25 protein-coding genes are annotated in these 25,788 nt (G+C 64.1%); 12 read left to right on the top strand and 13 right to left on the bottom strand.

The window, feature by feature from the left end:
- Positions 1-25: 25 nt before the first annotated feature.
- From ACFFP0_RS11430 to ACFFP0_RS11420, 3 genes are all read right to left on the bottom strand, one after another.
- Positions 26-430 (bottom strand): DUF2934 domain-containing protein, encoded by a 405-nt coding sequence (locus ACFFP0_RS11430; protein WP_377260481.1) that lies wholly within the window; start codon positions 428-430, stop codon positions 26-28.
- Between the two features lie 366 nt (positions 431-796).
- The gene (locus ACFFP0_RS11425) at positions 797-1,294 is read right to left on the bottom strand and encodes a YciE/YciF ferroxidase family protein (protein WP_377260479.1); all 498 of its coding nucleotides are present in this window, start codon (positions 1,292-1,294) and stop codon (positions 797-799) included.
- Positions 1,295-1,409: 115 nt separating this feature from the next.
- On the bottom strand, positions 1,410-2,027 hold the full coding sequence (locus tag ACFFP0_RS11420; RefSeq protein WP_377260477.1) for a cysteine hydrolase family protein: 618 nt from the start codon (positions 2,025-2,027) through the stop codon (positions 1,410-1,412).
- Between the two features lie 118 nt (positions 2,028-2,145).
- On the opposite strand from ACFFP0_RS11420, the gene ACFFP0_RS11415 reads away from it, so the two are divergent.
- Positions 2,146-2,475, top strand: coding sequence for a hypothetical protein (locus tag ACFFP0_RS11415; RefSeq protein ID WP_377260475.1), 330 nt, complete (start codon positions 2,146-2,148; stop codon positions 2,473-2,475).
- 6 nt (positions 2,476-2,481) lie between these two features.
- Here ACFFP0_RS11415 and ACFFP0_RS11410 read toward each other — a convergent pair whose 3' ends face one another.
- Both ACFFP0_RS11410 and ACFFP0_RS11405 read right to left on the bottom strand, forming a co-directional pair.
- The gene (locus ACFFP0_RS11410; protein WP_377260473.1) at positions 2,482-2,661 is read right to left on the bottom strand and encodes a hypothetical protein; all 180 of its coding nucleotides are present in this window, start codon (positions 2,659-2,661) and stop codon (positions 2,482-2,484) included.
- A gap of 196 nt (positions 2,662-2,857) precedes the next feature.
- On the bottom strand, positions 2,858-3,055 hold the full coding sequence (locus tag ACFFP0_RS11405) for a hypothetical protein (protein ID WP_377260715.1): 198 nt from the start codon (positions 3,053-3,055) through the stop codon (positions 2,858-2,860).
- Between the two features lie 116 nt (positions 3,056-3,171).
- Here ACFFP0_RS11405 and ku (ACFFP0_RS11400) point away from each other — a divergent pair, with 116 nt between their 5' ends.
- Positions 3,172-3,978, top strand: a complete 807-nt coding sequence (gene ku / locus ACFFP0_RS11400) for a non-homologous end joining protein Ku (RefSeq protein ID WP_377260471.1) — start codon at positions 3,172-3,174, stop codon at positions 3,976-3,978.
- 93 nt (positions 3,979-4,071) lie between these two features.
- Here ku (ACFFP0_RS11400) and ligD read toward each other — a convergent pair whose 3' ends face one another.
- The 3 genes from ligD to ACFFP0_RS11385 are packed head-to-tail and all read right to left on the bottom strand — an operon-like array spanning position 4,072 to position 7,670.
- Positions 4,072-6,606 carry a DNA ligase D gene (gene ligD / locus ACFFP0_RS11395; RefSeq protein ID WP_377260469.1) on the bottom strand — a complete coding sequence of 845 codons (2,535 nt, stop codon included), beginning with the start codon at positions 6,604-6,606 and terminating at the stop codon, positions 4,072-4,074.
- Between the two features lie 2 nt (positions 6,607-6,608).
- A complete protein-coding gene (gene ku, locus ACFFP0_RS11390) occupies positions 6,609-7,457 on the bottom strand; it encodes a non-homologous end joining protein Ku (protein ID WP_377260467.1) in 849 nt (282 codons plus the stop codon).
- A 24-nt stretch (positions 7,458-7,481) separates the two neighbouring features.
- On the bottom strand, positions 7,482-7,670 hold the full coding sequence (locus tag ACFFP0_RS11385; protein WP_377260713.1) for a hypothetical protein: 189 nt from the start codon (positions 7,668-7,670) through the stop codon (positions 7,482-7,484).
- Here ACFFP0_RS11385 and ACFFP0_RS11380 point away from each other — a divergent pair.
- Positions 7,657-8,121 (top strand): sigma-70 family RNA polymerase sigma factor, encoded by a 465-nt coding sequence (locus ACFFP0_RS11380; RefSeq protein ID WP_377260693.1) that lies wholly within the window; start codon positions 7,657-7,659, stop codon positions 8,119-8,121. The two genes, ACFFP0_RS11385 and ACFFP0_RS11380, sit on opposite strands and share 14 nt — an antisense overlap.
- Positions 8,122-8,237: 116 nt before the next feature.
- Here the strand turns inward: ACFFP0_RS11380 and ACFFP0_RS11375 are convergent, their stop codons facing one another.
- Together ACFFP0_RS11375 and ACFFP0_RS11370 are read right to left on the bottom strand one after the other, a co-directional pair.
- Entirely contained in the window at positions 8,238-8,966 is a 729-nt protein-coding gene (locus ACFFP0_RS11375) for a glutathione S-transferase (protein WP_377260465.1), read from the bottom strand.
- Between the two features lie 2 nt (positions 8,967-8,968).
- Positions 8,969-9,604, bottom strand: a complete 636-nt coding sequence (locus ACFFP0_RS11370; protein WP_377260463.1) for a UdgX family uracil-DNA binding protein — start codon at positions 9,602-9,604, stop codon at positions 8,969-8,971.
- Positions 9,605-9,779: 175 nt separating this feature from the next.
- On the opposite strand from ACFFP0_RS11370, the gene ACFFP0_RS11365 reads away from it, so the two are divergent.
- Positions 9,780-12,122, top strand: a complete 2,343-nt coding sequence (locus tag ACFFP0_RS11365) for a glucose/quinate/shikimate family membrane-bound PQQ-dependent dehydrogenase (protein WP_377260461.1) — start codon at positions 9,780-9,782, stop codon at positions 12,120-12,122.
- Between the two features lie 141 nt (positions 12,123-12,263).
- On the opposite strand, the gene ACFFP0_RS11360 is transcribed toward ACFFP0_RS11365, so the two are convergent.
- Both ACFFP0_RS11360 and ACFFP0_RS11355 read right to left on the bottom strand, forming a co-directional pair.
- Positions 12,264-12,566, bottom strand: a complete 303-nt coding sequence (locus tag ACFFP0_RS11360) for a BON domain-containing protein (protein ID WP_377260459.1) — start codon at positions 12,564-12,566, stop codon at positions 12,264-12,266.
- A gap of 55 nt (positions 12,567-12,621) precedes the next feature.
- Positions 12,622-14,583, bottom strand: a complete 1,962-nt coding sequence (locus ACFFP0_RS11355; protein WP_377260457.1) for a hybrid sensor histidine kinase/response regulator — start codon at positions 14,581-14,583, stop codon at positions 12,622-12,624.
- A gap of 196 nt (positions 14,584-14,779) precedes the next feature.
- Between ACFFP0_RS11355 and ACFFP0_RS11350 the strand changes: the two genes are divergently transcribed.
- The 3 genes from ACFFP0_RS11350 to ACFFP0_RS11340 are packed head-to-tail and all read left to right on the top strand — an operon-like array spanning position 14,780 to position 19,765.
- Positions 14,780-15,382 (top strand): TetR/AcrR family transcriptional regulator, encoded by a 603-nt coding sequence (locus ACFFP0_RS11350; protein WP_377260455.1) that lies wholly within the window; start codon positions 14,780-14,782, stop codon positions 15,380-15,382.
- A 39-nt stretch (positions 15,383-15,421) separates the two neighbouring features.
- Positions 15,422-16,579, top strand: a complete 1,158-nt coding sequence (locus ACFFP0_RS11345; protein WP_377260453.1) for an efflux RND transporter periplasmic adaptor subunit — start codon at positions 15,422-15,424, stop codon at positions 16,577-16,579.
- A 24-nt stretch (positions 16,580-16,603) separates the two neighbouring features.
- Positions 16,604-19,765, top strand: a complete 3,162-nt coding sequence (locus tag ACFFP0_RS11340) for an efflux RND transporter permease subunit (protein WP_377260451.1) — start codon at positions 16,604-16,606, stop codon at positions 19,763-19,765.
- On the opposite strand, the gene ACFFP0_RS11335 is transcribed toward ACFFP0_RS11340, so the two are convergent.
- Positions 19,711-20,700 (bottom strand): LysR family transcriptional regulator, encoded by a 990-nt coding sequence (locus ACFFP0_RS11335; protein ID WP_377260449.1) that lies wholly within the window; start codon positions 20,698-20,700, stop codon positions 19,711-19,713. The two genes, ACFFP0_RS11340 and ACFFP0_RS11335, sit on opposite strands and share 55 nt — an antisense overlap.
- 173 nt (positions 20,701-20,873) lie before the next feature.
- Here ACFFP0_RS11335 and ACFFP0_RS11330 point away from each other — a divergent pair, with 173 nt between their 5' ends.
- From ACFFP0_RS11330 to ACFFP0_RS11310, 5 genes are all read left to right on the top strand, one after another.
- The gene (locus ACFFP0_RS11330; protein ID WP_377260447.1) at positions 20,874-22,076 is read left to right on the top strand and encodes an ABC transporter substrate-binding protein; all 1,203 of its coding nucleotides are present in this window, start codon (positions 20,874-20,876) and stop codon (positions 22,074-22,076) included.
- Positions 22,076-22,858, top strand: coding sequence for an ABC transporter ATP-binding protein (locus tag ACFFP0_RS11325; protein ID WP_377260445.1), 783 nt, complete (start codon positions 22,076-22,078; stop codon positions 22,856-22,858). Before ACFFP0_RS11330 ends, ACFFP0_RS11325 begins: the two co-directional genes overlap by 1 nt.
- Positions 22,858-23,559 (top strand): ABC transporter ATP-binding protein, encoded by a 702-nt coding sequence (locus tag ACFFP0_RS11320; protein ID WP_377260443.1) that lies wholly within the window; start codon positions 22,858-22,860, stop codon positions 23,557-23,559. The genes ACFFP0_RS11325 and ACFFP0_RS11320 overlap by 1 nt, the downstream gene beginning before the upstream one ends.
- Before the next feature lie 235 nt (positions 23,560-23,794).
- Entirely contained in the window at positions 23,795-24,682 is an 888-nt protein-coding gene (locus tag ACFFP0_RS11315; protein ID WP_377260441.1) for a branched-chain amino acid ABC transporter permease, read from the top strand.
- Entirely contained in the window at positions 24,675-25,694 is a 1,020-nt protein-coding gene (locus tag ACFFP0_RS11310; protein ID WP_377260439.1) for a branched-chain amino acid ABC transporter permease, read from the top strand. Before ACFFP0_RS11315 ends, ACFFP0_RS11310 begins: the two co-directional genes overlap by 8 nt.
- The last annotated feature ends 94 nt before the right edge of the window (positions 25,695-25,788 follow it).

Genomic DNA, 25,788 nt, shown 5'->3' with positions numbered 1-25,788 from the left:
CTGGTATAGTACGGGACGGGCGGCGCTATTCGCCGGCCGGTACCTTCTTGGTGCCGGAGCGTTTCCTGGCCGGTGCGACCGTTGCCGGAATGGCGGCAGGAGCCCTGGAGGCGGTCTTGGCCGGCTCAGACTTAGCCGGCTCAGACTTGGCAGGCGCAGCCTTCGTGGAGGCGGGCTTGGATGCGGCCGTTTTCGCCGCGGTCTTAGGGGCTTTCGGCGCTGCTTCCTTTGCGGCCTTGGGAGGCTTCACCGCTGCCGCGGTCTTCCTGCTCCGCGAAGGCGGCGTCGCCTTCGAGGCCGTGGGGCCAAGCGTTGCATGCTCCAGCTTCGCCCTTTCCCAATGCTCCCTGTCCTTGCCGGTCGGGTAGCCTTCCTCTTCCCACAAAGCGTATGCCCGCTTTCTGATCCATTCTTCCTCGGAGTCCGACATTATTGTCTCCATTCGCCCAAGCGCCCCAAACGTGTGCAGCGCAAAAAAGTTCCATCGTTCAAACGAAAAATCGCAACTCGGCCAACAACACCCGGCCATGAACTCAAAAATCTGCCCGGGGCGGAATTTCCGTCAGTCGAACATTGTTTTGTCGCCACCGGGAAGGAGACACATCCATTCGGAAAATACTGCGATATGATCACCTATGCAACGGCCCGGGTCCATATTGTAGATGGCATTTCGTCTGCGTCCTATCATCACAGCTTGTAACCCCGCCTTCTTTGCCGAAGAGGGTTCAAAGCCGGAAAAGCCCGGCCTCCGACCGGGCTTTCCTGGCAAGGACGAGGGTGTCCCGCTGCCTCCGGCTCAAGCGGCCTTCCGGGCGGCGATGTTGACGGCGGATTTGGCAAGGCCGGTCAATGCCTCGTCGGTCCTGCTTTCTTCGGCCAGCGTCTGTTCCAGAAGCGTGACCGCGTCCCCGAGGCCGAGCTGCCGGGCCCAGGTGCGCAACGTGCCGTAGCGGCTTATCTCGTAATGTTCGACGGCCTGCGCGGCGGCGAGAAGGCCGGCGTCGAGCGCTGGATTGCCCTTGAACTCGTCGAGAATTTCCTCGCCCTCTTCGATGATGCCGTCGATCGCCGGGCAGGTCTTGCCCTGGGCGCGCTTGCCGAGGATTTCGAAGACCTGTTTCAGGCGCTCGATCTGGCCTTCGGTTTCCTCGCGGTGTTTTTCGAAGGCGGCTTTCAGTTTTTCGTCCTGGGCGCCGCGCGCCATCTTCGGAAGAGCTTTCACGATCTGCCGTTCGGCGTAGTAGATGTCCTTGAGGGTTTCATGGAAAAGGTCGTCGAGGGTCTTGCTGGCCATGGCTTTCTCCTTGGGTCTTGTGGGTGTTCAACGAGGTCTTGCGAGGCCCCTAACAGTGGGCTTTCCGGAAAGTTCCCGACCTGCCGGCCGCCGTGCGGATGCGGGGTTTCGCAGGTCAGTCCCGCCCTTTCCACCAGCGCAGGACCTCATCCGCCTCGCAGAGGCGGAGCTGGTTGGAGAAACGCCGGCCGTAGAGCGCGAGTGACGCATCGTGGGTCTCGTCGGAGGTGCTGCAGATCGCATCCTTGACGAGGACGATCGTATAGCCGAGATCGACCGCTCCGAGGATCGCCGCGAGGACGCAGACATCCGTCTCCCCGCCGGAGATGACGAGCGTATCGACACCCTGGCCCCGCAGGAATGCGTGCAGCCGGCCATCGAGCCATGGCGAATAGGTCGTCTTGTCGAAGACGCTCGCGGGGGGAACCATCGCCCGCAGCTCGGGAAGGATGTCGACCATCCCGTCGCCAAGCCGCCCGCGCGTCATCATCGACCATTTCTCGTAGTAGCCGCGCCAGCTCCCGGAGGCGTCGGAGGGCCTCAAGGGGGGTACGAAGCGGGTGAAGATCGTTTCGGCCGGGCAGGCGCCGGCAATCGCCGCGACCGGCTCGCGAACCCGTTGCATCCACGGAATATGCCAGGGCGTATCCTCGGCGAACATCCGCTGCATGTCCACGCAAAGATGGCGGCAATGATGCGGGTCTTCCATGGCTTCCTCCATATCGGTCTTCATGCCGGTGACGATCAGGAACAGGAAAGCCGTGCCGGAAGTTCCGGCGTGCGGCCGGGGAACCTCTGCGGCGCGGATCGCGTTGCGACAGGTATCGGCCCGATTGTCCGAGGAGAGAAAGATGCGGGAGAAACTGAAGATCTACCGGCTGGTGCCGCTTGCCGCCCCCGACGATCCGAACTGGCAGAACGCGCCGCCGCATGGCGAGGTGGTGGTGCGGGCAAGGACCGCCGGGGACGCCCGGCTGGTCGCGAGCGATGCCGAGCTGGATTTCACCGAAATCGATGCTTCGCCTGCGGAGGGCAATTCGACCGACATGGCGAGCGCCTTCCGCAATGAAAAGCTCTACACGGTGATCGAGGACGAGAGCGGACGCTACGAGGCGGATGGCCGGCGGGGCGTGGTGGGCGGCCGGGTGCGCACCGACAACATCATCTCGACGCAGCTTTGAAAAACGTCAGTCCGCCTGGCCGTCGATCTTTTCGTTGAGCGCCTTCTGAAGCTCGCGCGCCAGTTCGAGCAGGCGATCGGGAACTTCTTCCTTCTCGATTTCGGCGAGCAGGACGGAGACCTGGCGGCTGACCCGCCGTCCCATTCTGACTTCCTGTTCCGCAACCGGAATATCTTGCTTCGTCATCCCGACCTCTGACGTATAACTATATCGGCAAAACCAGCCGAAAAGGGTATTCGCTCCGCCCAAAGCCCCGCTGCAATCGTCATTACAGCAATATGGCCAGTTCGGGATATCCCGAAAAAGTCACAGGGGACAAATGAAACAGGCGACTTCCTATCAAGGAAGCCGCCCCGATTGTTCCAACGGATTTCAGAATTGTCTAGTGCCCGGGCGGTTTTGGCGTGCCGGCCGGGATGGATGTCACGGTGGCCGAGACGGGATCGCTCGCCGGAAAAGTGTCCTCCAGCCCTTCGTTGAGCTGTTCTTCCAGTTCCGACGTCTCATGTTTCGCACGCGCCGAGCGCTGGGCGGTCTTCTTGTCCCATCCCTTCTTTGGAATGTTTGGGGTTCCGTTCATGCCCATGGGATGCCCTCCTGTGCTGCTGGCGTGAAAGCAAACGGTTTTTCCCGGAGGTTTGTTCCGGAACCAAGCCGCACTGCCGCGGGTTAATTGTGGAAACAAGGAGGTCCGCCGTGGCGCCGCGCGTGTTCTGGAAAGGCTATCTGAAGCTCTCGCTGGTGACCTGCCGGGTGACCATGACGCCGGCCGTTTCCGAGGGCGCCAAGGTGCGGTTCCACAATATCGACCGGAAGACCCGCAACCGGGTCCTGAGCCGCTATGTGGATGCCGAGACCGGTGAGGTGGTCGAGGACGAGGATCAGGTCAAGGGCTATCCCAGGGGCGAAAACGACTACGTGCTCTTCGAGGACGAGGAGCTTGAGGACGTGGGGCTCGAAAGCACGCGCACGATCGATGTCGAAACGTTCGTGCCGGCCAATTCGATCGGATGGATCTGGTATGACAGGCCGCATTATCTCGCGCCCGACGACGAGGTGAGCGCGGAGGCGTTCGCCGTCATTCGCGAGGCGATGGCGAAGACCGGGACCGGCGGCATCGCCCGGCTCGTCATGTACCGGCGCGAGCGGGCGGTCCTCCTGCTGCCGAAGGACAAGGGGATCGTCGTCTGGACATTGCGCTACGGCGATGAAATCCGCGACGCCGACGAATATGCCGCCGAGGTGCCCGGCGAAAAGCCGGATGCCGGCCATCTGGCCATGATGAAGAAGATCATCGGGGAGCGGACCGAGGACTGGAAGGCGTCGATGGCGGACGATCCGGTCCAGGATCGCCTGCTCGATATCATCGCCGCCCGCCGGAAAGGCCGCAAGACCGTGAAGCGCGGCGGGAAGCAGGCGCCGGAACGGCCGAGCAACGTCATCGACATCACGGCCGCGCTCAGGAAAAGCCTGGAGGCGGAGCGGAAAGCTCCGCGGAAGTGATGTCGTCCCGATATCGAGGACCGGCATGCCGACGGGCACCCGTCTTCCCATGAAGGGAGGAGGGAGGGCGGACGGATGCAGCGCGGCGCACCTTCAGCGGCCTTGCTTTTTCCCGCCGAACCCGATCGGCGCTTCGGCCTTGCGGAAGTCGCCCCAGGGGTCGCCCGCCTGCCGGGCGATGCGGGCGGGCGTATTGTCCACCGTGAAGTAGTTGGGGCCGATCGCGCCGCCAAGTTCATCCCAGGCAAGGGGCATGGAAACCGGAGCGCCGGGCCGCGCGCGGGTCGAATAGGGGGCGACCGCGGTATTGCCCCGGCCGTTGCGGAGATAGTCGATCAGGATCTTGCCCGTGCGCTTCGACTTGGTGATCGTCGAAACGTATTTGTCCGGCGTGTCGCCGGCCATGCCGTCGGCAAGCGCCTTCATCGCCGCCTTCACCTCCGGCCATTCGGCCTTCGGCTTCACGGGGGCAACCACATGCAGGCCCTTGCCGCCGGATGTCTTGACGAAGGGCGCCAGCCCCATTTCCTCGAAACGCCGTTTGACCTCGTGGGCGGCGGCGATGATTTCCGTCCAGGAAACGCCCTCGCCGGGATCGAGGTCGATATTGACCATGTCCGGTTTTTCCCAGTCGTCGAGGTTGGAGCCCCAGGGATGGACCTCCAGCGTCGCGCCCTGCACGAGGCCGAGCAGGCCGTCGAGATCGCGGATCGAGATATATTCCTCGCCCGGATCGGCCGGGTCCTTCACCAGCACCACGTTCCGGGTCATGCCTTTCCAGGCGTGTTTCTGGAAGAAGAGCGGTTTTTCGATGCCGTCGGGCCCGCGCACGAGGGCAAGGGGGCGGTTGACGACGAAGGGCGCCATCAGCCGCCAGACCTCGGTATAATAATCCGCAAGCCCGGCCTTCGTTACCCCGGCATCCGGCCAGTAGAGCCGGTCCGGATGAGTGAGGCTGACCGTCCGCTTCGGCGGTTTCCTGTCCTGCGCTGCATTCACCGGCTCGCCCTCCCGGATGATCTCCCTGGGGTCCTTGTCTTCCCGCAGGCCCCGGAAAGCGGCGTGGCGGATATGCGCGTCGCCCGTCCAGCCGCGAAATTCCACTTCCGCCACGAGTTCCGGCCTCAGGAACACCACGTCCTTCTTTTCCACCGCCGTGAGCTTTTCGTCAAACGGGCTCTTGTCGGTGCGGATGTCGTCGAGCCGCCGGAAGAGCGATTGCGCCACCGTTCCGGTATAACCAGTGCCGACGCGGCCGGCATGGCGGAGCCTGCCCTTCTCGTAATATCCCATGACCAACGAGCCGATCGCCTTTCTGTTGACGGAGGAAGGAGCGTAGCCGGCGATCACGAATTCCTGCCGGGCGGAGCATTTCGACTTGACCCAGTCGCGCCCCCGGCCCGGGCGATAAGGTGCGTCCGCGATCTTCGAGACGATGCCTTCCAGGCTCAGCCGGCAGGCGTGTTTCAGGACCAGCCCGCCTTCGTCGCCGAAATGCTCGCTGTAGCGCAGCGCCGGTCCGCTGCCGGCGAGCAGCCTTTCAAGGGCCTCCTTGCGCCTGACCAGCGCCGCGCCGGTGAGGTCGTAACCGTCGAGATGGAGGAGGTCGAAAGCATGAAAGGTGAAGCGGTCCAAGCGGCCTTCGCTGAGATCCTGCTGCAGCAGCGAGAAATCCGTCGCGCCGGAACCGGCCTCGACGGCCACCTCGCCGTCGATGATGGCCCCGGAAAGGGAGAGCTTCCCGAATTCCGCGACGATGTCGTCGCCGAACTTGCGCGTCCAGTCGAGGCCGGTGCGGGTCAGGAGCGTCACCTTGCCGTTGTCGATGCGGGCCTGCAGGCGGTAGCCGTCGATCTTGATCTCATGCACCCAGCGCTTGCCGGCTGGCGCGCTCTTCACCAGCGTCGCAAGTTGCGGCCCGACGAAATCCGGCAGCCCGGCCTTTCTCGCGCCGCGGATCTTGGAGACGTCCGGGTCGGCACCGGTGCTTCCCGGCTCCGGATCGGCCCTCGTTCCGGCCTTCGAGCGTCTTTTCCTCGCGGGCGTCCTGCCGCCCCGGATTTCCCCGATCGTCCTGCCGGTTTTCACCGAAAGCGGCATTTCCTCCAGGATGTCCGGATCGCCTTCGCCTCGGGCGAACTCGTCCTCTCCCTTGATCAGCAACCAGTTCTCGCGTTTCTCGCCCTCCTTCCGGCCCATGCGGATGAGGTGCCAGCGTCCTTCCAGCTTGTCGCCCTTCAGCTCGAATTCCAGATGGCCTTTCCGGTACCCCTTGCGAGGGTCGCCGATCGGCCGCCATGTGCCGCGATCCCACAGGAGAACCGCGCCGGCGCCGTAATTGCCTTCCGGGATCGTGCCTTCGAAGCCGCCGTAGTCGAGCGGGTGGTCTTCCACATGCACCGCGAGGCGCTTTTCTCCCGGCACGAGGCTCGGCCCGCGGGTTACTGCCCAGCTTTTCAGGACGCCGTCCATCTCAAGCCGGAAATCGTAATGCAGCCGGGTCGCGTCGTGCTTCTGGATCACAAAGCCGTTGCCGGCCGCCTTTCCCTTGCGGGGGCGCGAAAGCGTGCCCTTCGGCTCGGGGGAAACCTTGAAGTCGCGTTTCCGGTTGTATGTCTCCAATGCCATGGTCAGCCGGCCTTTCCGTGGTGAGCGGCAGTCTTGCGCGATGCGGTCCTGCGGGCCGTTCCCTTCCTTTCCGGCCGGGAAGCGCCGGCGCTCCGGCGAAGCGCTTCGAGAAGGTTCGGGGCCGGCTTGGCTTCCCGCTTCGGCTTCTTCTTCAGCTTGCGGCCTTCGATCCGGGCGCGGACGAGTTCCGCAAGCGCCGCCTCGTAGCGGTCGTCGAAGTCGGTCGGATCGAATTTGCCCCGCTTGGTGTCGATGATGTGCCTGGCAAGATCGAGCATCTCGCCCTCGATCCTGAAGTCCTTGATGTCCGAGAATATCTCCCTCGCAGGCTGCACCTCGTATTCGTAGTTCAGCGTGCTGGCGATCATGCCCTTCGCGCCCGGCCGGATGAGCAGCGTCCTCAGGCGGCGGAAGAGCACGGTGCGGGCGAGGGCCGCGACCTCCTTCTCCACCAGCGCCCGGCGTATGAGCGCGAAGATCCCGGCGGACGGACGGTCCACCGGGGAAAGGTAATAGGGTCGGTCGAGATAGATCGTGTCGACGCCGTCGCAGGGGATGAAGGTCTCCAGCTCCAGCGTCTTGTCGCTCTCGGGGACCGCGGCCCTGATCTCTTCCGGTTCGAGGAACACGTATTGGCCGCTCGATATTTCGTAACCCTTGACGATATCGTCGTTTCCGACGGTCCTGCCGGTCCCGGCATCGACCATCTCTCGGTGGACGCGGTTGCCCGTCTCGCGATTGATGACGTGAAAACTGACCCGGTCGGATGTGGAGGCGGCTGTGTAAAGCGCCACCTGGCAGCTCAGTTCGCCGATCTTGAGATAGCCTTTCCAGTTCGCCCTCGGTGCCACGATCATAACTCCGTGAAAACACCATCAACCGGCGCGGAAGCCGCTTTGTTCCGTCACGAAGATGAACGGGCCGTTCATATTGGCGGAACCAAACATGCAAGGCGTGCGTTTGCCATCGAAAATTCCCGCCATCGAAATTTCGGAGAGGTAGGCAACGGTGTCTGAATCACAGTTGAATGGTGATCCTGCACGTGCAGACATAGTGAGGCTCATTCCGGCTCTCCGCGCATTCGCCCGCACCTTCTGCCGCAATCCCGCCGATGCGGACGATCTGGTGCAGGAGACATTGATGAAGGCGCTCGCCAATCTCGACAAATTCGAGCCGGGCACCCGGTTGAAGAGCTGGCTCTTCACGATCATGCGCAATACGTTCTACACGCGCGCCAAGATACTGGGCCGCGAAGCGCCGGGGCTCGAAGACAACGTCTCCGGCGATATGGCCGTCGCCGCGACGCAGGAGACCGTGGCGCGGGCGAGGGAGGTGCAGCGGGCTCTCCAGAAGCTGCCGCCGCACTACCGCGAAGTGCTGATGCTCGTGGCGATCCTCGGCGAAAGCTACGAAGCGACCGCCGAGATCTGCGATTGCGCCGTCGGCACGGTCAAGAGCCGGCTGAACCGGGCGCGGCACCAGATCTTGCAGGAACTGGGAGAAGAGGCGGGCTGAGCTTTCAAGGCTCGGCGGCGCGTGTCGTGGAGGGCGGCAGCATGAAATTCACATTGATCGCGACGGTCATCGTCCTGGTGACCATCGCTCCCGTCTTTGCCTTCATCTGAGGCCGTTCACGCAGGCTCCCGGTCCAGTTCCGGATAGTGGCGGAATATGCCCGACTCGTTGAATTCGAGCCGGCGCCGGGATTTGACGTAGGTTTCGATGTTCGGCCGGTTGCGGACGATATCGCGCAGCTTCGCGATAAGCGGATAGTCCTTGTCGAAATCCCTCATCGCACGGGGAAAGGCGTAGGCCAGGCCCTCGGCGAGCTGGAAGAGCGAAAGATCGACATAGCTCAGGCGGCCGCCTACCGCATATCCGCCTTTTTCCGGATTGGCGGCGACGATGCGGTTGAAATAGCCCATGAATTTCGGCACCCGGTGCTTCAGGAAGGCCGCCGAGCGCGCCCTGGCTTCCTCCTTCTGGTCCTCATAGTAGTCGGCGGTGCTGATCGGGTGGTGCGTATCGTGCACTTCGGCGACGAAATCGGCGACCGTGAGCTGCAGGCCGTGAATGAAGATGCGGCTCTTCTCGTCTTCCGGCACGAGGTTGAGCTTCGGTCCGAGGTAATGCAGGATGTTGGCGACATGCGAGACGACGAGGTCGCCGTCCTTCAGAAAAGGCGGGGCGAAGGGCATGTCCAGATAGCCGTGCTTGCCGTGGAGATAATCCATCATCGCCGACATGCCGTGGCTGCTGCGGGCGACGTCCACATATCGGGCGCCGGCCTCCTCCAATGCCAGCCGCACGAATTCGCCGCGGCCCTGGAGGCCGTCCCAGTAATAAAGTTCATAGGCCATGGTCACTCCAGAAAATCGCCAATCTTCTCCAGATCCTCGACGAAACGGGCGCGATCGAGCGCGGCGTCCGCCTGATCCCGGCTCCTCAGCAGGGCCGAGGGATGGATCGTCACAAGCACCGGCATGCCGTGCGGCAAGCTGAGAAGCCGGCCGCGGTCGCGGGTCACCTTCGCCTGCCTGCCCATCAGAGAATAGAGCGCCGTCGCACCGAGCGCCACAACCAGCGCTGGCCGGACGAGCCGCAGTTCCGCCGCCAGCCACCAGGCGCAGGCCTGCACCTCGCCGGCGCCGGGCCTGGAATGGATGCGCCGCTTGCCGCGCGGCGTGAACTTGAAATGCTTGACCGCATTGGTGACGTAGCACAGGTCGCGATCGACGCCGGCCTCATCGAGGCAGCGGTCGAGGAGCCTTCCGGCGGGACCGACGAAGGGCCTTCCGGCGAGGTCTTCCCTGTCGCCGGGCTGCTCGCCGACGAAAAGTATCCTTGCCTTCGCAGGCCCTTCACCGAAGACCAGATGCGTGGCCTGCCTGTAGAGGCCGCAGCGGGTGCAGCTTTCCGCTTCTTCCTTCACATCCGGCAATCTGCCGCCTTCCGCTCCGGGTGTTTCGAACGCGGGGCCATTGCGTGCTGTCAGCATGACGGGACTCCTCGATGCGTCTCCAACACCTTCGGCGACCGGCGGTTCCGGAAGTCGGTAAATAGGATTGTCCAATACGGGCTGGAACTTTTCCGTAAAGTTGGTGTTGAATGCGCGGGGTTGGGTGTTGTTCCTGCACCCCTGAAATTTCGTGTTTTGAAGCAGGATTTTTACAATGGCCATCAAGATTACCGCGATCCTCTTTACGTTGATCGGGATCGCACTGGCCGTCGGCGGCGGCCAGTTGCTGCTGCTCGGCGGAAGCGCTTATTACCTTGCCTGCGGTCTCGGCTTCGTGCTGACCGCCATCCTGCTGTTTCTCAGGAACGCCATTGCCCTCAGGGTCTATGCCGTTCTCGTGCTCGCATCGCTCGCCTGGGCGATCTGGGAGGTCGGGTTCGACTGGTGGCAGCTCGGCCCGCGCGGCGGCGTCATCATCCTCATCGGCATCTGGTTGCTGACGCCCTGGATTCGCGGGCCGCTCGGCTTCTCGAGCCCGACCGGCATGCGATACGGCGCGAGTTCCACGCCCCTGGCGATCTCCGTTGCCGTCGCCATTGCCGTGGCGATCTTCTCGATGTTCATCGACCCGCTGGACCAGAGCGGCGAACTGCCCTCGCAGTCGGTCGCCGCCGCACCTCCCATGGGCGGCGACGTCCCGCCCGGCGAGTGGCACCAATACGGCCGCACGCCCTACGGACAGCGTTATTCGCCGCTCGACCAGATCAAGGTCGACAATGTCGCAAGCCTCCAGGAGGTCTGGCGTTACCAGACCGGCGACGTGAAGCGGCCGGACGATATAGGCGAAACGACCTATCAGGTGACGCCGCTGAAGGTCGGCAACTCGCTCTATCTGTGCACGCCGCACAATCTGGCGATCGCGCTGGATGCGACGACCGGCAAGGAAAAATGGAAATACGATCCGAATTCCGGCATGAATCCCGACCGGCAGCACCAGACCTGCCGGGGCGTCAGCTATTACAGGGATCAGGCCGCCGCTGCCGGCAGCCCCTGCGCGGAGCGCGTCTACCTGCCGACCTCCGATGCGCGGCTGATCGCGCTCGATGCCGCGAACGGCAAGGTCTGCACGTCCTTCGCCGAAAACGGCACGCTGCATCTGGAAACCGGAATGCAGTACAATCCTGCCGGCTACTACTATTCCACGTCGCCTCCGGCGATCGCCGGCAACAAGATCGTCATTGGCGGCGCGGTCAACGACAACTATTCGACGCAGGAACAGTCGGGCGTCATCCGCGCCTATGACGTCAACACGGGACAGCTCGTCTGGAACTGGGATTCGGGCAATCCGACCCAGACGCAGCCGCTGCAGCCCGGCCAGACCTACACGACCAACTCCCCCAACAGCTGGTCGGTCTTCAGCGTCGATGAGGAACTCGGCCTCGTCTATATCCCGCTCGGCAACCAGGTGCCGGACCAGCTCGGCATGGGCCGCAGCGAAAACGTCGAGAAATATTCCTCCTCGATCGTGGCGCTCGATCTCAACACCGGCGCCGACCGCTGGGTGCGCCAGACGGTGCATCACGATCTCTGGGACATGGACGTACCGGCCCAGCCGGCGCTCCTCGATCTCACCAGACCGGACAATACGGTCGTGCCGGCGCTCGTCGGCCCGACCAAGCAGGGGGATATCTACGTGCTCGACCGGCGGACCGGGGAGCCGATCCTCCCCGTGACCGAGGAGCCCGCGCCCGGCGGCGCCATCCCGGAGGATCGTACCGCTCCGACGCAGCCAACATCCGCGCTGACCTTCAAGCCCAGGCCGCTGGAGGAGAGGGATATGTGGGGCGTCACCATGTTCGACCAGATGATCTGCCGGATCTGGTATCACCAGTACAGCTACGAGGGCCGTTATACGCCGCCCTCGCTCAAGGGCACGATCGTCTATCCGGGCAATTTCGGCACGTTCAACTGGGGCAGCGTCGCCGTCGATCCGGAAAGGCAGGTGATGTTCGGCATGCCGACCTATCTCGCCTTCACGTCCCGGCTGGTGCCGCGGGCGGACATCCCGCCGAAAGCGCAGGACCAGAAGGGCAGCGAGCAGGGCCTCAACCGCAACGACGGCGCGCCCTACGGCGTCTATATGGGGCCGTTCCTCGGTCCCCTGCAGATTCCCTGCCAGGCGCCGCCATGGGGTTATGTCGCCGGCGCCGACCTGCGCACCGGCAAGGTCGCCTACAAGCATCGCAACGGCACCGTCTACGACATGACGCCGCTGCCGCTGCCCTTCAAGGTCGGGGTGCCCGGCATCGGCGGCCCGATGATCACCAAGGGCGGCGTCGCCTTCCTGGGAGCCGCGGTCGACAACTATCTGCGCGCCTACGATCTCACCAGCGGCCGGGAATTGTGGCGGGCGCGGCTTCCCGCCGGCGGCCAGGCCACGCCGATGACCTATGCGGTCGATGACGGCCGCCAGTTCGTGGTCATGGTTGCCGGCGGTCACGGCTCGGTCGGCACCAAACCCGGCGACCATGTGATCGCCTACGCCCTGCCACGCTGATCCCCCGTCGTCCTCCCTTGCGGGGAGGAGCGTCGCGAAGCGGCGGATGGAGCGACATGGAGTGAGGTGTGGCCGGGGCGAGATGCGACTGTCGCCCCGGCCGATACGGGGCCGGCCCTTCTTCAACGGAGGGCCGGCATGTCACAGCGGCCTTGGCGCGTCGTTGAAGAAGGAAGGCGCGGTGGCGCGGATCTTGCTGCGGACCGCCGTGACGCCGGGGACGCCGCGGGCCACTTCCGCGGCCCGGGTGATCTCCTCGGGCACCTGGACCACGCCGGCGAGCGTCACCTCGCCGCCTTGCGCCGTCACGGTCACGTCGCTCGCATCGATGCCGCCCGCGGAGGCCAGCGCGTCGGAGACCGCGCTTTCCAGCATCGCTCCGGGCGGGAATTCGGCCTCCACCTCGGCGGGTGTCTCGTGAAAATTCTGATGTTTGAAGACCATCTGTCGTTCTCCCGTTTCCATACGGCAGGACAACGCCCGGATGCCGCCGATTGTTTCAGTCCGCGCCGCCCGGAGCGGCCCCGCCACCCAGGACCGAAGCGACGATCTCCTGCAGCTGGTTCTGCGAGAAGGGCTTCGGCAGGCGCGGCAGGCGGTTGTCGCCGCCGGAGGGCAGTTCCGCATAACCCGTCGCCAGTACTACGGGCAGGTCCGGCCATTCGTCGCGGATGGCAGATGCCAGTTCCGAGCCGGTCATGCGCGGCATGGAATGGTCGGTGATGACGAGATCGACCCGATGGTCGCCCTTGCGTAGCGTCTCCAGCGCTTCCGTGCCGCTATAGGCTTCAAGCACCGTGTGACCGAGATCCTCCAGCATTAGCGTGGTGTTCATCAGCACGAGCGCGTCGTCATCGACGGCGAGGATGGTGAAGGCTCCCTTTGGGGTCTCGGTGGGCGAGGGCATGGACGTCTCCGAAGACTGAGGACAGTCGCTTGAGTCCGCGACGGGCATGTATAGCGATACCGTCGTGCCCTTGCCTTTCCAACTCTCGATCGCCAGCTTGCCACCGGATTGTTCGGTCAGCCCCTGGACCATGGAAAGGCCAAGTCCGGTTCCCTTGCCGACGCCCTTGGTGGTGAAGAAGGGCGTCGTCGCCCGGGCAAGCGTTTCCGGGTCCATGCCCTCGCCGGTATCGGCGACCGAAAGCCGGATGTAGCGTCCCGGCTTCAGCTTGGCCGGCCGTTCGCTCGCGACATGTTCTTCGGCCGCGATCGTGATCAGGCCGCCGGTCGTCATGGCGTCCCGGGCATTCACGACGAGATTGAGGAGCGCGGTTTCGAGCTGCACGGGATCGGTCACGACGGACGAGAGGCGGCCCGGGAAACGGGTCTCGATCCGGGTATCGGCGCCGAGCGACCGCTGCACGAAATCCATCATGCCGTTCACCAGGGCCGGCACGTCGACGGCCTGCATGTTGAGTTCCTGCCGGCGGGAGAAGGCGAGCATGCGCTGGGTCAGCGCCGCGCCGCGCTCTGCGCCCTGGATGGCATTGTCCAGCAGCGGCTTCAGCGCCGGGTCGTTCGGCAGGCGTTTCTTCAGGATTTCCAGGCTGCCGAGGATCGCCATCAGCAGATTGTTGAAATCGTGCGCGACCCCGCCGGTGAGCTGGCCGATCGCCTCCATCTTCTGCGCCTGGAAAAGCTCCTCGCGGGCCTGTGTGAGCGCCTTCTGCGCCTGGACCTTCTCGGTGATGTCGCGCGTGATCTTGGCGAAGCCCAGCAGTTCGCCGTCCTCGCTGCGGATGGCGTCGAGGATCACATGCGCCCAGAACCGCGTCCCGTCCTTGCGCTGGCGCAGGCCCTCCCTTTCAAAGCGGCCTTCGCGCTTCGCCGTCTCCAGGCTGCGCTCTGGCTCGCCGCGCTCGCGATCCTCTTCCGTATAGAATTGCGAGAAATGCTTGCCGACGATTTCCCCGGCGGTATAGCCCTTGATCCGTTCGGCGCCGATGTTCCAGTTGCTGACATGGCCCTCCGGGTCGAGCATGTAGAGAGCGTAGTCGGTCACGCCCTGCACGAGGAGCTGGAACTTCTGCTCGCTTCGCCTGAGCTCCGCCTCCGCCTGCCTGCGTTCCGTCAGGTCGCGCGTCACCTTGGCGAAACCCAAGAGCTCGCCGGATCGGTCCCAGATCGGATCGATGATGGCGTGCGCCCAGAAGCGGCTGCCGTCCTTGCGCACATGCCAGCCTTCGCTTTCGAAGCGGCCTTCCGTCGCCGCCGTCCGCAACGCGCGTTCGGGCACGCGGGCCAGGCGATCCTCGTTGGTGTAGAAGCGGGAGAAATGCTCTCCAAGTATCTCCCAAGCTTCATAACCCTTGAAACGCTGCGCTCCCGGGTTCCAGCTCGCAACCCTGCCATCGGCATCCAGCATATAGATGGCATAGTCGGTAATAGCTTCGACCAGGAGGCGGTAACGTTCCTCGTCAAGTAACGAAACGTCGTAACTTTGCGGCATGCTCATCAGATATCCCCGGCCGCGGAACCCGCGGATCAACGTGCCGGAACGTGGGATATACGGTTTGGTTCCCTCCGGAGCCGAATTTTTACCACGGCGTGGCCGATCTCCCACAGGTGCCGCAATTGACAGATGACGATTTTCGGTTTACGAATGACGAAAAATGAAAATCGTCAGTCGTAAACCGAAGGCCGACAGCCCCATGGATACCAGCGAAAATACCCTGGATGCCGCGAGGCAGGACAACGTCAACCGTATCCTCGATGCGGCGGAGCGGCTGTTCAAGCACTACGGCTATACCAAGACCAATGTCGCCGATATCGCCCGCGACCTCGGCATGTCGCCCGCCAACATCTACCGCTTCTTCTCTTCGAAGGCGGATATCCACAGGGCGCTGGCGCATCGGATGCTGGAAGCCAGCCGTGCCGTGGCGCGCGCCAATGCGGCCCGGCCGGTCACTGCGACGGAGCGCCTGCGCGACCACTTCCTGCAGCAGCACCGGATCACGGTGGAAACCTTCCTGCATGAAAACAAGGTCCACGAGATGGTGGTCGTTGCCATCGAGGAACAGTGGTCCGTCGTCGAGGATCACATCAAGCAGTTGCAGTCGATCGTCGCCGGCATCGTCCGCGAGGGTATCGCCGCCGGCGAATTTCGTGAGCAGGATGCCGTTCTGGCATCGGAGTGCATGTGTGCCACCGTCGTCACGCTCTGCCATCCGCAGATCGTCGCGGAATGCCTGATCGAGGACCGACGCATGACGCCGGCCGATCTCGTCGAATTCGCCCTCAGGGCCCTGAAATAGCGACCTTTATCCAAATCCCGCCATCAGGAGGGCGGCACCATGTTTTTCGTGAACACCAGACGTGATGTCTCGTTTCTTGTCAAAGGCCTCGTCGTTGCGACCGCGCTTGGTGCATTGACGGCCTGCTCCGAGGAGAAGAAGGCCGAAGCGCCGGACGTGGTCCGCCCCGTCAAGGTGACGGAGGTGGCGGCGCCCGACCAGGGCCGCAAGCTCGAATATTCCGGCTCGGTCAGGGCCCGCACCGAGATGAATCTCGGCTTCCGCGTCGCCGGCAAGATCACCGAGCGGCTGGTGGATATCGGCCAGCGCGTCCGCCCCGGCGACGCACTGGCCCGGCTCGATGCCGTCGATTACCAGCTTGCCGTCCGCCGCGCGGAGGCCGATCTTGCGGCCGCCCAGAAGCAGGCGGAGATCACCGAGCTCGCAAAGCGCCGCGCCGATTCCCTCTATTCGAAGAACATCGCCTCCCGGTCGGACATGGAGCAGGCGACGCTTGCCTACGATCAGGCGGTCTCCTCCCGCCAGTCGGCGATATCCGCCCTGGAGCAGGCCCGCAACCAGGTCGCCTACACGGATCTCAAGTCGGACCAGAACGGGATCGTCACTGCCGTCAGCGCCGATATCGGCCAGGTCGTGAGCGCCGGCAATCCGGTCATTTCGGTCGCCGTCGATGGCGGCAAGGAAGTGCAGATCGCCGTTCCGGAAATGGATGTCGCCCAGTTCAGCGCCGGCAAGACCGTGAAGGCGCGCTTCTGGTCGACCAGCGATCTTGCCCTCGACGGCAAGGTTCGCGAGGTGGCCGGCAGCGCCGATGCCCAGTCGCGTACCTTCGCCGTCCGGGTCAGCCTGTCGGAAGACCCGCGCGTGCTTCTGGGCATGACCGCGACGATCGAGGCGACGGAAGACAATGCCTCGCCGACCTGGTCCATTCCGCTTGCCGCGCTCGGCAAGAAGGAGGGCCAGTCCGTCGTATGGATCGTCGATCGCGAGAAGGGCACGGTCAGCTCGCGCTCCGTGACCGTGGCGGAATTCTCCGACAGCGGCGTGCGCATTTCCCGCGGCCTTGCCAAGGGCGATCTCATCGTTTCGGCCGGCACGCAGTTCATGCGGGAAGACATGAAGGTCAAGCTGCCGGAAACCGTCGCCTCCCGCTTCGGCAGCGTCAGCAGCCTGACCACCGCATCCGTAGCGCCCTGATCCTCGGACCAAAGGACCACGACCATGAGTTCCTCCCATCAGGCCGATCCTTCGGAAAAGGCCCGGTTCAACCTGTCCCGCTGGGCGATCGGCCATCCGAGCATTGCCCGCTTCCTGTTCGGCCTCATCATCGTCATGGGTGCGCTCGGCATCATGAACATGGGCCAGAAGGAAGACCCGGATTTCACCTTCCGCGTCATGGTCGTGCAGACCGTCTGGCCCGGCGCCTCGATCGACGACATGCAGAACCAGGTCGTCAACAAGATCGAGCGCAAGCTGCAGGAAACGCCGCATCTCGATTTCGTCCGCTCCTATACCCGCGCCGGTTTCGCGATCACGACCGTCCAGATCAAGGGTGACACGAACGCCGCGGAGGTCGCGGACGCCTTCTACCAGGTGCGCAAGAAGATCGGCGACATCAGCCAGGATCTGCCTTCCGGCCTGCTCGGCCCCTATTTCAACGACGAATTCGGCGATACCTACATCACGATGAACGCGATCGTCGGGGACGGCTACAGCTATCCCGAGCTGAAGCAGTTCGCCATCCAGGCGCGCGACATGCTGCTCGCCACGCCGGGCGTCGAAAAGGCGGTCATCCTCGGCGACCAGCCGCAGAAGATCTTCATCGACGTTTCCTCCAAGGCGCTCGCCGAACGCGGCCTGACCGTCCTCAACATCCGCGACGTGCTTTCCGGCCAGAACAATGTCGATGCCGCGGGCAGCGTCCAGACGGACGATCGCTCCGTCCGCATCTCCGTCGAAGGCGGCGTCACCACGCCCGAGGATATCCGCGAGCTGCGGCTGCGGGCCGGCAACCAGGTGATCCGGCTCGGCGACATCGCGAGCGTGAAGGAGGGCCTGGAAGACCCGTTCCAGCGCAAGTTCCGCTTCGACGGGCAGGACAGCGTCCAGGTCGGCGTCGTCATGGCCAAGGGTTTCAAGGTCACCGATGTCGGCCATGCGGTGGAGGAAACCTACAAGCGCTTCGAGGAGACGCTCCCCGTCGGCGTGTCGGTGCACCAGATCTCAAACCAGCCGGAAGTCGTCACCGAGGCGGTGGGCGAGTTCACGCAGGCGCTGATGGAAGCGCTGGTGATCGTGCTGATCGTCTCGCTGATCTCGATCGGCTGGCGCTCGGGCATCGTCATCGCCATCGCGATACCGCTGGTGCTCGCCGCGACGCTGGCGATCATGTTCTACATGGGCATCGAGCTGCAGCGCATCTCCCTCGGCGCGCTCATCATCGCGCTCGGTCTGCTCGTCGACGACGCGATGATCGTCGTGGAGATGATGGAGCGCAAGCTGGAGGAGGGGCTGCACCGCATCGACGCGGCGAGCTTCGCCTATTCCTCCACCGCGTTCCCGATGCTCACCGGTACGCTGATCACCACGGCCGGCTTCATTCCGGTGGGCTTCGCGGAGTCCACCGCGGGCGAATATGTCCGCTCGCTGTTCTTCGTGGTCGGCATCGCGCTCGTCACCTCCTGGTTCGTGGCGGTCTATTTCACGCCGTGGCTCGGCTACATGATCCTGAAGCAGCGGGCGCATGCGGGCACCCATCACGATGCCTACGACACGCGCTTCTACAAGCGGCTCCGTTCGGCGGTCGGCTGGGCGGTGCGTCACCGGATCATCGTGCTGGCGCTGACGATCGCGGCGTTCTTCGGCAGCCTCTGGTCCTTCCAGTTCATCCCGCAGAGCTTCTTCCCGCAGTCGTCGCGGCCGGAAATCCTGGTCGACATGTGGCTGCCGGAAGGCACGGCGATCGAGGAGGTGGAGCGCCAGGCGAAGGCCCTGGAAAACAAGATCCTGCCCGACGAGGACAAGTCCTTCATCGCCACCTATATCGGCGAGGGCGTGCCGCGCTTCTTCCTGCCGCTCGACCAGCAGCTCCGCAACCCGAACTATGCGCAGCTCCTGATCATGTCGAAGGACGTGGACGCGCGCGAGCGGCTGATCGTCAAGCTCCGCAATATCCTGGCGGAGGACTTCCCGACCGTGCGCGGCAAGGTCGACCGCCTCTTCCTCGGACCTCCGACCGGCTGGCCCGTGCAGATGCGCGTCGTCGGCCCGGACAGGGCGGAGGTCCGCCGCATCGCCGACCAGGTCAAGGAACGCTACTACCAGCAGCCGCTGTTCGGCTCGATCCACGACGACTGGATGGAACCGGTGCCGGCCATGAGGCTGGTCATCGACCAGGATCGCGCCCGGGCGCTGGGCGTTTCCTCGCAGCGCGTGCGGCAGATGCTGCAGGCGGCGGTTTCAGGCGCCCCGATCAGCGATTTCCGCGATGGCGAGGAGACCGTGTCGATCGTGGTGCGTGAGCCGGATGCGACCCGCAGCCTGCTGTCCGCCGTCCAGTCGGTCTATGTCCCGACGGATTTCGGCGGCTTCGTGCCGGTCTCCCAGATCGCCAAGGTCGTGCCCGTGCTGGAGCAGGGCATCGAATGGCGCCGCGACCGCCTGCCGACCATCACCGTCAAGGCGACGCTGCCGGACGGCGTCGAGCCGACGCAGGTGGGCATCAACTTCTACAACTCGATCGCCGATCTGCGCGCCGGCCTGCCGGCGGGCTACAAGATCGAGATCCAGGGCGGTGCGGAGGATTCGGCCGAAAGCCAGGCTTCGATCGCCGCCAAGGCGCCGGTCATGCTGCTGATCATCCTGGTGCTGCTGATGGTGCAGCTCCAGCATTTCGGCAAGGCGATGCTGGTGCTCGCCACCGGTCCGCTCGGCATCATCGGCGCGGCCATGGCGCTGCTCCTGACCGGCGCGCCCTTCGGCTTCGTGGCGATCCTCGGCGTCATCGCGCTGCTCGGCATCATCATCCGCAACTCGATCATCCTCGTCGACCAGATCGACCAGGATATCGCCGCGGGCATGGACCGGGCGGAGGCGATCGTCGGCGCGGCCGTCCGCCGCTTCCGGCCGATCATGCTGACGGCGATGACGGCGGTGCTGGCGCTGATCCCGATCTCCCGCGGCGTCTTCTGGGGTCCGCTCGCCTATGCGATGATGGGCGGCATCCTGGTCGCGACCGTGCTCACCATCCTCGTGCTGCCGGCCGGCTACGCACTCTTCTTCGGTCGCGAACGCCGGAAGAAGACCAGGGACGACCTCCAGCCGGCCAATCAAGGCGACTTGTTCGAAAGCCGTGAAACACCCCTGCCCATGGCCGCCGAATGATGTCGCATGCCTTCCTCCGGGGCCTGGAATCCCCGGAGGAAGGCGTCCTGATTCTGCCTGACGGCTTCGAAAATGTAGTCCGTCACCATCCTGACCCGGGGGATCTGGCTGATGTCCCGGTGGCGGACGAGCCAGTAGTTGCGTTTCAGTTCCACCTCGTCGGGCAGCACGATCTGCAGGTCCGGCAGGGTGCGGGTGATGAAATGCGGCAGGACGCAGAGACCGAGCCCGTTTCGCGTCGCGGTGAGCTGCGCGAAGATGCTGGAACTCTGGAAACGCGCCTTGATGCCCGGGTGGACGTCGCCCAGGTAGTCGAGGCCCGGCACGAAGATCATGTCCTCGATATAGCCGATGAAGGGATGGCTGAGCAGGTCCTGCCGGTTGCGGATGGGGCTCGCCTTGGAAAGATAGGATTTCGATCCGTAGACGCTGAGATTGTAGTCGGTCAGCTTTTCGGTCAGGTACGGCCCGTCCTTCGGCGGGTCGAGCGAGACGGCGATATCCGCCTCCTTGCGCGAAAGGGACATGATCTGCTGGATCGTCACCAGCTCCAGCGTGATGTTCGGATGGCCCTCGCAGAAGCTTCTGATCTTGTCGGCGAAGAAGAAGTTCGCAAAGCCCTCCGGGGTGCTGAGCCGCACCACGCCGCGCTGGGCCGTCGTGCCCGACGTGATGTCGGCCTGCAGCCGGTCCGCCTCCGCCTCGATCCGTTCCGCCGCCTCGACGAAGCGCTGGCCCATGCCGGTCAGCACGTAGCCGCGCGGATTGCGCTCGAAGAGCTTCACCTTCAGGGAGAATTCCAGCCGGTCGATCCGGCGTGAAACCGTCGCATGGCTGGTGCGTAACTGCCTGGCTGCCGTCGACAGCTGTCCCGTGCGCGCCACCGCCAGGAAATATTGCAGGTCATCCCAGGTAAAGTTCGGATTGACGGTCATGTTCCTCCGGGTTCTGTTCAAAAATGCACAGATGCTGTTTGCAATTAATTGCAGGTCCCTGCTTGCGTCAACGGAGGTTTTCGAGAACCATGCAACCAGACAGGCTGCTTTGAGGAGAGCAGTTCAATCAATTTTGAACAGATACGCAATCTGGATCTCTGGGAGGAGAAATCATGCGCAAGACAATTCTGGCGTCACTGGCAGTGCTTCTTGCAAGCAGCGCGGCGTTTGCGCAAAGCGCATCCGATGGCAAGGTCAAGATCGGCATCCTGAACGACCAGTCGGGCGTCTATGCGGATTTCGGCGGCAAATCGTCGGTCGAGGCGGCGAAGATGGCGGTCGAGGATTTCGGCGGCAAGGTGCTTGGCGTGCCGGTCGAGATCGTGGACGCGGATCACCAGAACAAGCCGGATATCGCCTCCAACATCGCGCGCCAGTGGTACGACACCCAGCAGGTCGATGCGATCATGGAGCTGACGACCTCTTCCGTCGCGCTTGCCGTGCAGGCGATCGGCAAGGAAAAGAAGAAGATCGACATCGTGACCGGGGCGGCGACGACGGACCTCACCGGCAAGCAGTGCAGCCCCTACGGTTTCCACTGGGCCTATGACACGCATGCGCTTGCGGTCGGCACCGGCGGCGCGCTGGTCAAGCAGGGGGGCGATACGTGGTTCTTCCTGACCGCCGACTATGCCTTCGGTTATTCGCTGGAGCAGCAGACCAGCGATTTCGTCAAGTCGAGCGGCGGCAAGGTCGTCGGCGGGGTCCGCCATCCGCTGTCCACCACCGACTTCTCCTCCTTCCTGCTGCAGGCGCAGTCGTCCGGCGCCAAGGTCATCGGTCTCGCCAATGCGGGCCTCGACACGTCCAACGCCATCAAGCAGGCGGCCGAATTCGGCATTACGGCCGGCGGCCAGCGGCTTGCCGCGTTGCTCTTCACGCTCGCCGAAGTGCATGGCCTCGGCCTGCAGGCGGCCCAGGGACTGACCCTCACGGAAGGTTACTACTGGAATCTCGACGACAAGAGCCGGGAGTTCGCCAAGAAGTTCTTCGCGCGCACCAAGAAGATGCCGAACATGGTCCACAGCGGCACCTATTCCGCCGTCACGCAATATCTGAAGGCGGTCCAGAAGGCCGGTACGGACGATACGGACGCCGTCGCCAAGGCGCTGCACGAAATGCCGGTCGACGATTTCTTCGCCCGTGGCGGCACGGTCGCCAAGAACGGCCGGATGATCCACGACATGTACCTGCTGCAGGTCAAGAAGCCCGCCGACAGCAAGGAACCGTGGGATTATTTCGACGTGCTCGCCACCATTCCCGGCAAGGAAGCCTATATGGACCCCGCCAAGAGCGGCTGCGATCTGGTGAAGTAATGGCGGTCGCCGCGACAGCAACCCATGAGGAGCCGCGGGTGGTGCTTTCCGCCCGCGGTCTTTCAAAAAGTTTCGGCGCGTTCATGGCGGTGAAGAACGTCGACCTCGACGTCCATCATGCGCGCGTCCATGCGCTGATCGGCCCGAACGGGGCCGGCAAGACGACGGTCTTCAACCTGCTCACCAAGTTCCTGCAGCCGACCGAGGGCGCGATCACGCTTCTGGGCACGGATATCACGAGGACGCCGCCGGACAGGGTGGCGCGCATGGGTCTCGTGCGCTCCTTCCAGATCTCGGCGGTCTTTCCGCATCTTTCGGTGCTGGACAACGTGCGCGTCGCCCTGCAGCGGCCGAACGGTCTTTCCACCCAGTTCTGGCTGCCGCTTTCCTCGCTCGACCGGTTGAGCGCCCGCGCCGACGAGCTCATCGAGGCGGTCGGCCTGAAGCGCGAGCGCAACGCGCTTGCCGCCGACCTGTCCTATGGCCGCAAGCGGGTCCTGGAGATCGCCACGACGCTGGCGCTCGATCCCAAGGTCCTGCTGCTCGACGAGCCGATGGCCGGCATGGGGCAGGAGGATATCGGCACCGTCGCCAATATCATCCGCGACGTGGCGAAGACCCGCGCCGTGCTCATGGTGGAGCACAATCTCTCGGTCGTCGCCGACATCTGCCATCATGTGACCGTTCTGCAGCGCGGCGAGATCCTCGCCGAAGGCGACTACGCCACCGTCAGCCGGGACGAGCGCGTGCGGCTGGCCTATATGGGCTCGGAGGACGCGTGATGGCGCCATTGCTTCAGGTTTCAAACCTCAATGCCTGGTATGGCGAAAGCCATGTGCTGCACGGCGTCGACATGACGGTGGGAGAGGGCGAGACGATCACCATTCTCGGCCGCAACGGCGTCGGCAAGACGACGACGCTCAGGACCATCGTCGGCATCATCCGCGAGCGGAAGGGCGAAATCCGCTTTTCGGGCCGCGACATGCTCGGCGTGCCGTTGCATCGCACAGCGTATGTGGGCATCGGCTTCGTGCCGGAGGAGCGCGGCATCTTCTCGACGCTCACCGTCGAGGAGAACCTGATGCTGCCGCCGGTGGTCGCCGAAGGCGGCATGTCGCTCGACGAAATCTACGAGCTGTTCCCGAATCTCAAGGAGCGCCGCTCCAGCCCCGGCACCAAGCTTTCGGGCGGCGAGCAGCAGATGCTGGCGATCGCCCGCATCCTGCGCACCGGCGTCAAGCTGCTGATCCTCGACGAGCCGACGGAAGGGCTTGCCCCCGTCATCGTCCAGCGCATCGGCGAGGTCTTGAAGACATTGAAGGAGCGGGGCATGACGGTGCTGCTGGTGGAGCAGAACTTCCGCTTCGCAAGCCGTGTCGCCGACCGTTTCTACCTCATGGATCACGGCCGGATGGTCGCGGATTTCCCCGTCGGGGAATTGCCCGGCCGCATGGACATGCTGCACAAAGTGCTGGGGGTCTGAGGATGACGGCCGTCGTTGGATACCCGGACCTTGTGAATCTCTGGTCGCTGCATGTCGGCGGCAGGCGGCGCAGCACACTCCCCTTCTCCTCCCTTGAGGGGGAGATGCCAGCAGAGCTGACGGAGGGTGACAGTGCCTCGAACCCGGCTGTAGAATGTGTTGAACCACCCCTCTCCGTCGCCTCCGGCGACATCTCCCCCGCAAGGGGGGAGAAGGGCAGGAGGAGCCTCGCCCAATGACCATGATCTTCGGCATACCGCTCCAGGCTTTTCTCGGGCAGCTCCTGATCGGCCTGATCAACGGTTCCTTCTATGCGCTGCTGAGCCTCGGCCTCGCCGTCATCTTCGGCCTGTTGCGGGTCATCAACTTCGCCCATGGCGCGCAATACATGCTCGGCGCCTTCGCGGCGATGCTGATGCTGCAGTATTTCGGCATCAACTACTGGTTCGCGCTGGTTCTCGGGCCGCTGGTGGTCGGGCTTTTCGGAGCGGTGATCGAGCGGACCATGCTGTCGCGGCTCTACAAGCTCGACCCGCTCTACGGCCTGCTCTTCACCTTCGGCCTGGCGCTGGCGGTCGAGGGCACGTTCCGTTATCTCTACGGCGCCGCCGGGCAGCCCTATTCGGTTCCGCCGCAGCTTGCCGGCGGCACCAATCTCGGCTTCATGTTCCTGCCGAACTATCGCGGCTGGGTGGTCGTCGTCTCGCTCGTCGCCTGCATCGGCACCTGGCTCCTGATCGAGAAGACGAAGCTCGGCTCCTACCTGCGCGCAGCCACCGAGAACCCGGTCCTGGTGCAGGCTTTCGGCGTCAACGTGCCGATGCTGCTGACGCTTACCTACGGGATCGGCGCGGGGCTGGCGGCCTTTGCCGGGGTGCTTGCCGCTCCGGTCTACCAGGTCTCGCCGCTGATGGGCTCGAACATCATCATCGTCGTTTTCGCCGTGGTGGTGGTCGGCGGCATGGGCTCGATCATGGGCGCCATCCTGACCGGCTACATGCTCGGCATCGCCGAGGGACTGACCAAGGTGTTTTATCCGGAAGCCTCCAACATCGTGATCTTCGTGATCATGGCGATCGTGCTTCTCATCCGGCCGGCCGGCCTTTTCGGACGGGATGCGTGACATGACCGATATGAGCCATTCTGCCGCCAAACCCTCCTCCGGGCCGCGCGCCGAGCGTTCGGCCACCGCCTCGATGACCTATGCGGCCTTCCTGATCGCGGGCCTCGCCTTCCTCGTCGTGGCGCCGGCCTTCTTCTACCCGATCTTCCTGATGAAGCTCCTGTGCTTCGCGCTTTTCGCCTGCGCCTTCAACCTGCTGCTCGGCTATACCGGGCTGCTCTCCTTCGGCCATGCGGCCTTCTTCGGCGGAGCGGCCTATTTCACCGCCCATGTGGTGAAGGAATGGGGTTTCCCGCCGGAACTCGGCCTCCTGACCGGCGTGGCGGGCGCAGCACTGCTCGGGCTCGTCATGGGTTACGTGGCGATCCGCCGGCAGGGCATCTATTTCGCGATGATCACGCTGGCGCTGTCGCAGATGTTCTTCTTCTTCTGCCTGCAGGCGGAATTCACCAAGGGCGAGGACGGCATCCAGTCGGTGCCGCGCGGCCATCTCTTCGGCTTCATCGATCTCAGCCAGTCGACCAGCATGTATTACTTCGTGCTGGCGGTGTTCCTGATCGGCATGGTGATCATCTGGCGCTTCATCAACTCGCCCTTCGGCATGATCCTGAAATCGATCCGCGAGAACGAGGCGCGCGCCACGTCGCTCGGCTATTCCGTCGCGCGCTACAAGCTCGGCGCCTTCGTCATGTCGGCGGCGCTGGCGGGGCTCGCCGGCGGGCTGAAGGCGCTGGTCTTCCAGTTCGCGACGCTGACCGACGTCGCCTGGCAGATGTCCGGCGAGGTCATTCTCATGACGCTGCTCGGCGGCATCGGCACGCTGATCGGGCCGATCTTCGGCGCGGGCCTCGTGGTCACGCTGCAGAACTATCTCGCGACATCGGAATTCCCGGTGACGATCGTCACCGGCGTCGTGTTCATGGTCTGCGTCCTCGTCTTCCGGCGAGGCATCATAGGAGAATTCTACGCCTCCCGGCTCGGCCGGAAGCTCGGTTTCGAACATCGGCGGTAGGCATCGCGGGGAGGCGCGGGCGGCGCGTCATCAGGCAAGGATTGGGGGAAGGCGCTTGCGGGCTGACGTCCGCGGGACGCCTTTCCATGGAGAC

The organism is Neorhizobium puerariae (assembly GCF_042429745.1).
In the GTDB taxonomy this organism is placed as follows: Bacteria; Pseudomonadota; Alphaproteobacteria; order Rhizobiales; family Rhizobiaceae; genus Neorhizobium; species Neorhizobium puerariae.
The sequence above is the reverse complement of the archived record's forward strand: the minus strand, read 5'-3'. Positions and strand labels throughout refer to the sequence as shown.

What these genes read in the sequence shown, in the direction of transcription:
- ACFFP0_RS11335 (WP_377260449.1), bottom strand. Translation starts at nt 20,700, where the DNA reads ATGACCGTCAATCCGAACTTTACCTGGGATGACCTGCAATATTTCCTG.
- ACFFP0_RS11350 (WP_377260455.1), top strand. Translation starts at nt 14,780, where the DNA reads ATGGATACCAGCGAAAATACCCTGGATGCCGCGAGGCAGGACAACGTC.
- ACFFP0_RS11345 (WP_377260453.1), top strand. Translation starts at nt 15,422, where the DNA reads ATGTTTTTCGTGAACACCAGACGTGATGTCTCGTTTCTTGTCAAAGGC.
- ACFFP0_RS11310 (WP_377260439.1), top strand. Translation starts at nt 24,675, where the DNA reads ATGCGTGACATGACCGATATGAGCCATTCTGCCGCCAAACCCTCCTCC.
- ACFFP0_RS11425 (WP_377260479.1), bottom strand. Translation starts at nt 1,294, where the DNA reads ATGGCCAGCAAGACCCTCGACGACCTTTTCCATGAAACCCTCAAGGAC.
- ACFFP0_RS11415 (WP_377260475.1), top strand. Translation starts at nt 2,146, where the DNA reads ATGCGGGAGAAACTGAAGATCTACCGGCTGGTGCCGCTTGCCGCCCCC.
- ACFFP0_RS11315 (WP_377260441.1), top strand. Translation starts at nt 23,795, where the DNA reads ATGACCATGATCTTCGGCATACCGCTCCAGGCTTTTCTCGGGCAGCTC.
- ACFFP0_RS11360 (WP_377260459.1), bottom strand. Translation starts at nt 12,566, where the DNA reads ATGGTCTTCAAACATCAGAATTTTCACGAGACACCCGCCGAGGTGGAG.
- ACFFP0_RS11330 (WP_377260447.1), top strand. Translation starts at nt 20,874, where the DNA reads ATGCGCAAGACAATTCTGGCGTCACTGGCAGTGCTTCTTGCAAGCAGC.
- ACFFP0_RS11325 (WP_377260445.1), top strand. Translation starts at nt 22,076, where the DNA reads ATGGCGGTCGCCGCGACAGCAACCCATGAGGAGCCGCGGGTGGTGCTT.
- ACFFP0_RS11375 (WP_377260465.1), bottom strand. Translation starts at nt 8,966, where the DNA reads ATGGCCTATGAACTTTATTACTGGGACGGCCTCCAGGGCCGCGGCGAA.
- ACFFP0_RS11320 (WP_377260443.1), top strand. Translation starts at nt 22,858, where the DNA reads ATGGCGCCATTGCTTCAGGTTTCAAACCTCAATGCCTGGTATGGCGAA.
- ACFFP0_RS11405 (WP_377260715.1), bottom strand. Translation starts at nt 3,055, where the DNA reads ATGAACGGAACCCCAAACATTCCAAAGAAGGGATGGGACAAGAAGACC.
- ACFFP0_RS11355 (WP_377260457.1), bottom strand. Translation starts at nt 14,583, where the DNA reads ATGAGCATGCCGCAAAGTTACGACGTTTCGTTACTTGACGAGGAACGT.
- ACFFP0_RS11410 (WP_377260473.1), bottom strand. Translation starts at nt 2,661, where the DNA reads ATGACGAAGCAAGATATTCCGGTTGCGGAACAGGAAGTCAGAATGGGA.
- ACFFP0_RS11370 (WP_377260463.1), bottom strand. Translation starts at nt 9,604, where the DNA reads ATGCTGACAGCACGCAATGGCCCCGCGTTCGAAACACCCGGAGCGGAA.
- ACFFP0_RS11430 (WP_377260481.1), bottom strand. Translation starts at nt 430, where the DNA reads ATGTCGGACTCCGAGGAAGAATGGATCAGAAAGCGGGCATACGCTTTG.
- ligD (WP_377260469.1), bottom strand. Translation starts at nt 6,606, where the DNA reads ATGGCATTGGAGACATACAACCGGAAACGCGACTTCAAGGTTTCCCCC.
- ACFFP0_RS11420 (WP_377260477.1), bottom strand. Translation starts at nt 2,027, where the DNA reads ATGAAGACCGATATGGAGGAAGCCATGGAAGACCCGCATCATTGCCGC.
- ACFFP0_RS11385 (WP_377260713.1), bottom strand. Translation starts at nt 7,670, where the DNA reads ATGAGCCTCACTATGTCTGCACGTGCAGGATCACCATTCAACTGTGAT.
- ACFFP0_RS11340 (WP_377260451.1), top strand. Translation starts at nt 16,604, where the DNA reads ATGAGTTCCTCCCATCAGGCCGATCCTTCGGAAAAGGCCCGGTTCAAC.
- ACFFP0_RS11365 (WP_377260461.1), top strand. Translation starts at nt 9,780, where the DNA reads ATGGCCATCAAGATTACCGCGATCCTCTTTACGTTGATCGGGATCGCA.